At 45.9% G+C, this 8,263-nt stretch carries 6 protein-coding genes; 1 reads left to right on the forward strand and 5 read right to left on the reverse strand.

Annotated elements, in window-relative coordinates; translation table 11 throughout:
- Positions 1-274 precede the first annotated feature (274 nt).
- Positions 275-835: a uracil-DNA glycosylase gene (locus tag GX016_05710; protein ID HHT71055.1), complete on the forward strand. Its 561-nt coding sequence runs from the start codon at positions 275-277 to the stop codon at positions 833-835.
- Between the two features lie 85 nt (positions 836-920).
- Here GX016_05710 and GX016_05715 read toward each other — a convergent pair whose 3' ends face one another.
- The 5 genes from GX016_05715 to GX016_05735 all read right to left on the reverse strand — a co-directional run bounded on the left by GX016_05715 (position 921) and on the right by GX016_05735 (position 7,438).
- On the reverse strand, positions 921-3,434 hold the full coding sequence (locus tag GX016_05715) for a hypothetical protein (protein HHT71056.1): 2,514 nt from the start codon (positions 3,432-3,434) through the stop codon (positions 921-923).
- A 636-nt stretch (positions 3,435-4,070) separates the two neighbouring features.
- Positions 4,071-4,643, reverse strand: a complete 573-nt coding sequence (locus tag GX016_05720) for a hypothetical protein (protein ID HHT71057.1) — start codon at positions 4,641-4,643, stop codon at positions 4,071-4,073.
- Positions 4,609-4,956, reverse strand: a complete 348-nt coding sequence (locus GX016_05725; GenBank protein ID HHT71058.1) for a PadR family transcriptional regulator — start codon at positions 4,954-4,956, stop codon at positions 4,609-4,611. Before GX016_05725 ends, GX016_05720 begins: the two co-directional genes overlap by 35 nt.
- A 192-nt stretch (positions 4,957-5,148) precedes the next feature.
- On the reverse strand, positions 5,149-6,378 hold the full coding sequence (locus GX016_05730; GenBank protein HHT71059.1) for an MBL fold metallo-hydrolase: 1,230 nt from the start codon (positions 6,376-6,378) through the stop codon (positions 5,149-5,151).
- 340 nt (positions 6,379-6,718) lie between these two features.
- Complete coding sequence (locus tag GX016_05735) at positions 6,719-7,438, reverse strand: hypothetical protein (protein ID HHT71060.1); 720 nt, start codon at positions 7,436-7,438, stop codon at positions 6,719-6,721.
- Positions 7,439-8,263 lie beyond the last annotated feature (825 nt).

Raw genomic sequence — 8,263 nt, forward strand, 5'->3', positions numbered from 1 at the left:
CTACTTCAACTTCATCGAGAATGCCAAGGAGGAAATGTCAGCCGTGTTCAAGGACGTGGCGGTGCTAAATGTGGGTTTCGCGGCCGCTTGGTATATCTGCACCCCCTGCACAAAGGATCACGCTCCTAGTAGACAACACCTCTCCCCCGGGTTCTTGGTTAGCCACCCCGAGGTTTAAGTTAAAGCCGCCTATCAAATTTGCCTAAATGGGTAAATATATGAACAGATATCCTGACACCAATTAGGCGTAGAGGAGTTATCTGCTTTGAACACGATGCTACCAACAATCCTGCCGGAGGACGCCGTCCCAGCCATTAGCCAATCCTGCCGGCAGTGTGAACTGTGTAAACAGAGAACAAGGGTTATCTGGGGAGAGGGTAATCCCTCTGCCCCTATTTTTGTCGTTCTTGATAACCCAGGTGCCAGAGAAGATAAAAACGGCCGACCATTTTTATGTGGCACAAGAGAAACCTTGCAACTGGCAGCTTATGAAGCTGGCCTCGATTTAAGTTCACTGTACATAACATACGTCCTAAAGTGCCGACCAAGACGCGCTTACGATAAGCAAACCGCCCGATCCATCTGCATTGGGTATTTATGGCAACAACTAGAATCTGTAAATCCAAAGATCGTACTATGCCTTGGTAATGTTGCCTGTCAGTCCTTTTTTGAAGATCCGGCTGTCGAAGTTAAGCAGCTTAGGGGCAAAGTACACCTAGTAAGGAATTATGAGGTGATCGCATCATATCACCCGTTAGCAGTTAGAAGAAGACCCGTCCTCTACAAATATTTTCTACAAGATTGGAAGCTAGCGGTTAGTCTATTGCAGCGCTAAACGACCATGGAGTGCATTGACATATCATGAAATTGCAGGCCCAAGTAAAATGGGAGCCCTTGAGGACTCCCTTGTTGGCGTTTAGCTATTTGTCACCTGCCGCTTTAAAGATGCTGTTGAAGAGGAAGGGAAGGGTTCCCTGGGCCTGGAAGCGGTACACCAGGTCGGGACTGGCTAAGATAACGCTCCCCTCGCCCGTTTGCACCTCCACAATGGCAGCCTTACCGGACAATTGCTTCTCTGGGTCAGCCAGGTAACCAGAAAGAAGCGGCTCGTCACTAAAGCTGGCAACCACGTTAGCGTTGCTGGCTGGACTGACCAGGAAGGCCGGATTATTCTCAAAGAAGACGGCCTCGTAAGCGTCGTAGCCGTAAGCTACTGGTTGGTTGGGATCCACAATTAGACCCAGGAGGGAACCCGGGGCATTTACACCGCTGAGGTCCGCCAGTTCAACTCCGGCAACCAACCCGTGCTCCACTGGGAAAGCCGAAGCTTCACCCATAGCCAGCAGAGTACCGCCACCTTGTACGAACTTAGCCAGTGCTGCTACCCCTTCGTCACCAAGACCCCCTTGGTATGACGGGGGCATATTGGCCGAACCGGTGTAGATGTTCTCGGGACGCATATCAGGGAGGATTATAATATCGTACTGGTTAAGTTCGCCGGCTTTGACAGCATTGTTATCCAGCCGGTCGAACTGGAAACCATATTGCTCCAAAGCATAACGGGTCCAACCTTCATCCATGGTGTCCACCCAGCCATGGTAGAGGCCGATCTTCGGCTGGGACAGGGTAACAAAGTCGGCTTCAGGTTCGCTGAAAAGGGCGTGGGCCATAAGGTGTAGTGTCTCCACCTGGACCTTAAGCTCTTCATAATCCACACCGCTGACCTTAAAAGTACCGGCTGAGTAGGTAATACCGTCCACGGTAAAGGCTGCTGTCGCCTGCTGGACGCTGACGCCCTGCTCCCAGAGAGCATTAAGAAGTCGCGCTGCATTGTTGTTGCTGTTGTGTTCTACCAAGTACCCCAGGGCCGATTCTCCACCATTAAGACTACCAGACAGGTTCACCGCAACGACAGGCTCCAGCCCCACCTTCCAAATACTCTTATCTCCTACTGCCACTGTGTCCACGTCGCGCATTAGGCCGTAAGTCCAGGCTGTAACATCATAAGGCTCGTTAAAGTAATCTTGGTACTCTTGAACCTCAAACAGGGTCTTGGCCAAATTGCGGTAAGGCTGGTTAAGAAGCACCACATAAGTACCCGCCGGGTAACTCTTTCCTTCTACTGTGAAGGCAGCCGTGGCCTGCTGGACCTCAATGCGGTGTTGAAGCAGATTGCTCACTAAATCGGCCACCGCTGCCGGGTCGCCCTGCCCTGCCGGAATCAGATAAGCATACGGGGCCTGGTTTTTCCCTGCTGCCACCGCCTCTTTACCCTTGAGGTAGAAATGCTCCAAAACGGTGTCTTTCTCTTGGGCTGTAAGCTCAAGGCTTAGTAGCACGCCTGTTTCCTGGTAATCAATATTATCGCGCAGCCGCCAAATATCGCCCTTCCAAGGCATAGGCATGTACCAGTGATACTCCTTCTCTAGTGCCTTGGGCGTGCTCGTGTCCGGGGTTGCACCCCAACCGCCATGGGTTTCAAACAACATTCCCTGCCCATTGTGGTAAGTGGTAAACTGGTCGTTATACCCGGGATACCAATTATCATAACGGGTAGCTGTAACCACACCGGCCATTCCCTTGGCAGTCATGTTGGAAATAATATGGCCACCGTATTTGATCCAATCCGCTTGCGTAATGGGGCTGATGTTCTGGTCGTTAGGATCCTGAGTAGGATTCATCCACATTCGCGCCGGACCGCTTTGGTGCAAATCGTGGTAAATCTGCGGGTGGAAAAGGAACCGCGCCTCGATATTCTGGGCCGTCTCAGGCAGCGCCAGGGCGATCATGTCCCGGTTGTTATCGTGACCCACATAGTGTCCCACATAAGGCGGCCGTGGCTTCATTTTCGCCCACTCGGTATCCTTGTACTTATGATACCACTCCGTAAAAGAACCGTGACCATCGGGATTAATGGACGGGTCAATAACTACAATTACGTTATCCAGTATGTTTTTGGTCCTCTGGTCATTGCCTGTGGCCAGCTTATACGCCAGCTCCATGACCATCTCCGCGCTCCCCACCTCCGGGGCATGAATGTTGGCGCAGATCCAGTAGATGGCCTTACCATCCTTAATCAGTTTTTGGGCTTCTTTTTCGCTTAGGCCGCGCGGATCTGCCAGTTTTGCGCTGATTTCCTGGTACTTGGCCAGGTTGTTTATATTCTGCTCTGAAGACACCACGGTGAGGATCATCGGTCTCCCCTCCGGGGTAGTACCGTAAGGCATAACCTGAACCCGGTTAGAGGCCTCATCTAGTTTTTCCATATACTGAACGATTTTGTCCCAAGGGGTAAGCTCATAATCAGCCCCAATGTCATAACCTAAGACTTGCTTAGGCGGGGGAACAGAAGCCGCGGATACCACCTGGCTTAGAACCAACACCAAAACCAGTGTAATCGTCAGGAGACGGAAGGAACCAACACTCTTTTTCAAAACAGCACCTCCTCGTAAATTGGACCATGGAAAAAACTAGCTGCATCATCCTCGCCCTTTTGCCGCTCCCACCTCCTTTGTTTGTTGCTGTGCATTGTTATTCACCGCAATGCATAAGTATTCCTGCAAGCTCAAGGAATTTTTTTCTAGGAAAGAAAAGCACCCTTACTTTGTACCACCTACAAGTTCGACGCGCAGAAAGTACTGTACAACAACATAACAAAAAGGCCCTGACTGCTCTTGGGCAGTCAGGGCCCGCTTCCTGACATTTACTACATCCCGTTAACTCGTTTTCATCAATCTTACTGGTAATCTCTTCTCTATCCAATCTCGGCTTACTCCCGAGAGCTCCCCCTACCCTTTTGAATCCCTTCCTTAACGTAGCGAAACTGCGGCCAAACCGATACTTTTGTCTGTGAGTACTTTCCCAGGTGACTGTCACCGTTTATTTCCTACCCTTTCCACGGGCTGCCTTAACTGATAGCAGCAAACACCTGGGACAAATCAATTACGATGTCGGGTAATACAAACACCTTGATTTTATCTTCCTCCGTATAGGCTTCCGGCCGTCCACATCTGTTGTTATCCTGCAGAGTGAACACGTTAACATACTTGCCGTCTGGCCCTCCAATTAAATTATCTGTTCCTTAATACGAGAATTGCATTGCTGATGAGCCCGAGTCCTAGGCCAATACCTAAGCCAACACCGGTCCCAATCAGGGTATCAATCCAACCGCTGGCAAGGAACATCATCCGCCCGCCACTACTGAGAAATCCGATAAACCCACCGATAGATACCCCCAGAAAAATGAACGCTGCGTAAAATAGACCAATAGCCTCGTAATCAGCAGGATCCCGGCTTTCAATATATCTTGCAAACCGCTCCTGCAAATCGGCTGATTTTTCTGTTTCACTGCGGAATTTTAGCTCATCCTTAGCACGCTCAAAAGCTTCCTGTTCGGAAAGCCCTTCTGCTATCAAATCATTCATATAATCACTCATATAAAGAACCATATCGTTCTCTGCTTCAAGTGATGCCTCAGAGCGGCTTTTCAACTTCCCCAGGGCTGACCTAACCTTCTTTTTACCCCTGCCAATTTCTTGACGGAGCTTCTCCATGTAGGTCATTTCGGCTTCTTGCAGGTAGTACTGTGATTGTTCCTTAGCAAATTGTTCAATTTTTTTCCTGGTTTCTTGATTGAAGTTCACTATCCTCACCCCCGTTGTTTCTTAATATTTGAATACGTTCACTTAGGAAATCCCACCTGGCCCAAAAGGAGGTTAATTCTTCAAACCCCCGCCCATTAAGGGTGTAAAACTTTCTTGGTGGACCTTTTTTTGAAGGTTTTTTCGATACAAATACCAAATTATTTTTTTCCAGCCGCAACAACAATGCATACACAGTCGCCTGGGCAAGGTCTTCAAAACCCATTGCATAAAGTTTCTTAGCTATTTCATACCCATATGTTTCACCTTGACTGATGATTGCCAGCACTATCCCATCAAGCACGCCCTTTAGCATTTCACTTAGGTTTTGCAGAATATCGTCTCCTCACTATTATATGATGTTGGTAATCAGTTATGTTGGGTACCAGCTATACAATAACATGGAGTAGCTACCTTGTCAACGACCAGAGGCCATACATAAACAAAACGCTCCGTGAGAAAGCTTAATAGCTGCTTTCCCACGGGGCGTGTAGTGATTCTTAGCTATCTAAACATTAAACATCTTGCCATCTTCAATAAGGACAACTTGATCTGCAATTGCGGCAAAGGCATCAGGGACCATTGTGTGAATAGGTACTACCTTTTTAGGGTCAAGTTTTGTGATCAATTTTATTATATCCGCAATAGACGCATGTCCACTTGTGTGCAGTTGGTGCATAACAAAGCCAGCCTGAATTAAGTAACTCTCAAACCTTTTCTGATAATCACTGTTACGATACCCGCTCCACATAGAGTACAGAAATAATCCGTTTTTTAACCCCGTTATTTCTATATCCCTTTTCATTGAAGGCCGCACAGCCATAATGATATTTTCTTCTTGCTCCTTTAGTTTGTTTTTGGAGATATGAAATGCCGAAAACCGCTTCGCATATTTTTCCCCGATTTCGTTAAATATCTTTTGGGTTAATCGATAAGGATAAAACACTCTTATATTTTTGTACGCCGTTGAGGGGTAGGGAAGCTTGTTCCCAAGCTGGCGAAGCTCATAAAGAACATTGGCAGTGTATATATCAACAACAAAAACCCTGCCCAGCCGTAAAGCCACCCTATAAAAACTGACAAGGCGGTCTATGTTTTGACTTGATGATTGAAATAAAACTGGGCCTGCAAACCCCTTAGCCTTTTTGACGATCTGTTCCTCAAGTTCCTGCTCTGTTAACACTTCTTCATCCTGCCGCCCCAACAGCGTTCCTTCTGTTAAAAGTATATCGGCACCTTTCGTGGCACCATTGATGAATCTATCCAAACAGATACCTTTTCGCCCGTGCCCACGAAAATCCCCCGTATAAAGAATAGTTTTTCCAAAGCTCGATATCTCAAATGCCGCCGCATCAAAGGCCGAATGGTCCATCAGATATGGCATAATTCTGAAGGTCCCAATAGAAAACGGTTCATACATTCTAAACATCTTGAAATCATAATTCTCGAGAATAATCTTGTCTATCAAATGAAAGAGCTTGGAAATCTCTATGAGTTTTAAGGTGCCCGCCGAAAGGTAAATGGGGATTGACGGGTTAACAAACTTAAGTAACCCATAATGATCAATATGGGCATGAGAAATAACAACCCCATCAAACCCTGGGCTATCCCAAATATATAAACCCTTAATATCGGGCAACACACCAAGTTCAAGCAGAGCTTTTGGGCCTAGCGATGCCACGGAATCGTCAATGGGTTTGTTGTTGAGGAACAGCGGGTAACCGGCATCGATCAACATCCTATTGGCTCTAGATTGAAGTTCCAGGAATGTTCCCCCTATTTCCTTGGTCCCTCTATATATAATTACCTTCATCTATAAAAGCCTTTCATCTAGGTACTGTTGTATATTGCTTTGTCAAAACAAATTCCTACGGCCCAGGTTATGCTTTTTCTTGTTTATGACTTTGAGAAGCTCTTCTGCCTTAATAGGCCCACTATAAGGTTCCCAATAACCAAATTTCAAAAAAGCGTTTATCTCCATTTCTTCACTCAGTATACCCTCATCTAAGTTCACAACATAACCTTTAGTTTGCTATGTCTGAAGAATGAATGTGTTGTCACCCCTTGTGGCAATTATTTCAGCCATTCACCTGTCCTCCTGCTTCGTTAGAATAATATTTTTCCACAATTTCCTCCCTGCTTTTATCAAGCATAAAGAAATCCACTTCAAGTTCCTGCATCAGTCGACGCACATTGGGGTCGGAAAAATCCTTATGCGCTCGGCTGTTTTTAAACACAAGTACACCTTTACGCAAAGTAGGGTTATTTTCAATTTCAAAATCAGCCAGTAATTTCCCGTAATTCACCATTCGATAGTATGTATATATCTCCAAAATACAGCGCAAAAGTGTTTCTTTGCTACTGGGCCGCTTTAGTTCCAGGATATAAACATACTTCTCATCCCGGGCCAAAAGATCAATAGCAATACCCCTGCCGTCTTTTAGGGGAGTCTGGTAGTGGAAAACCTCACTGAAAGGTGGCAGACCCTTTTTATTAAATAGTCTCATTGCAATACGTTGTTCTTCTTGCTCCCACTTGCGTCCATCAGCAGCCAGAGGTGTAGTCCCATCACGGAATACACTATAAGAACCGGTCCGCCCCTCTAGGTTAATGTACTTCAATTCCCCTAGATGTTCCAACAGGTATGCCGCTATAACTTCTGTATACTTTTCCTTGGTGTCAGAAGTAATTCCCCGATAGTTTACGAACCCTTTGCAATGCAGTTTATTAACCTTGACAGGTTGCAAATATTCATCAACCATGCCGACAATTTCTTTCTTAGTATAGACTATAGCCATTTTAGTCACCTCCTTCCTTTTTCCAACAATGATTCTGATATTATTTCTTTCATTATACCATCATTTGTATAAACTTTGTTTCGGTCATCCCCAGCCCCTTAAGAGCTTGATTGCTCCCAAGGGTTGCTGGGGGTAAAAAGAAAAGCCCCGTGAGAGAGCGCTTAATTATTTGCTTTCCCACGGGGCGTGTTGTGGTTGGTGACAGCCCCAGACAGTCAACTTACAACACAACCGTTGCCTTCTATTGTATCCTCTTATGCCAGTCAACATCACCTATTTAATCTTCTGTCGCCACCGCAAAGGTGAGATTGCCGCTTAATTCAAATTCAATACTTCCTTCTGAACTGGTCATGTTGGCAGCAAATTTAAAGTGCCGCTGCAGTTCCTTTCCAACAATTGCTTCTATCATGATTTTCAACCCTTGTTCTTTTTATTTGGCTAATTCTCCAACATCAATAACCATACTTTCCCAGGTGACTGTCACCGTTTACGTTTTCGGACAATGGACTATTCCTCTTGTCATACTGGGATGAAGAACAGGCATCATTTTTCACTAGGGCTAATAAATCCTATTCTTCTTTTCGGTTTTTCCGGTTCTTTTTCCATTGAAGTTAACAGGAAATTGAGCTGGTTAATATGTTGGATTAATGTTGACATTTTCCCATTTACGTAACCCCGAAATATCAACACAACTGACTCTTCATACGATACTTCTGTTACCTGCATTAAAACTGATTGCCCAAAATTTGTAAGCATTACCCCAACCTCATGTTCTGAGTCTAATGATTTTTCATATTGCTGTATATGTCGCTTTATTATCTCAAA

It is taken from the genome of Bacillota bacterium, from assembly GCA_012837285.1.
In the GTDB taxonomy this organism is placed as follows: Bacteria; Bacillota; DTU030; order DUMP01; family DUMP01; genus DUNI01.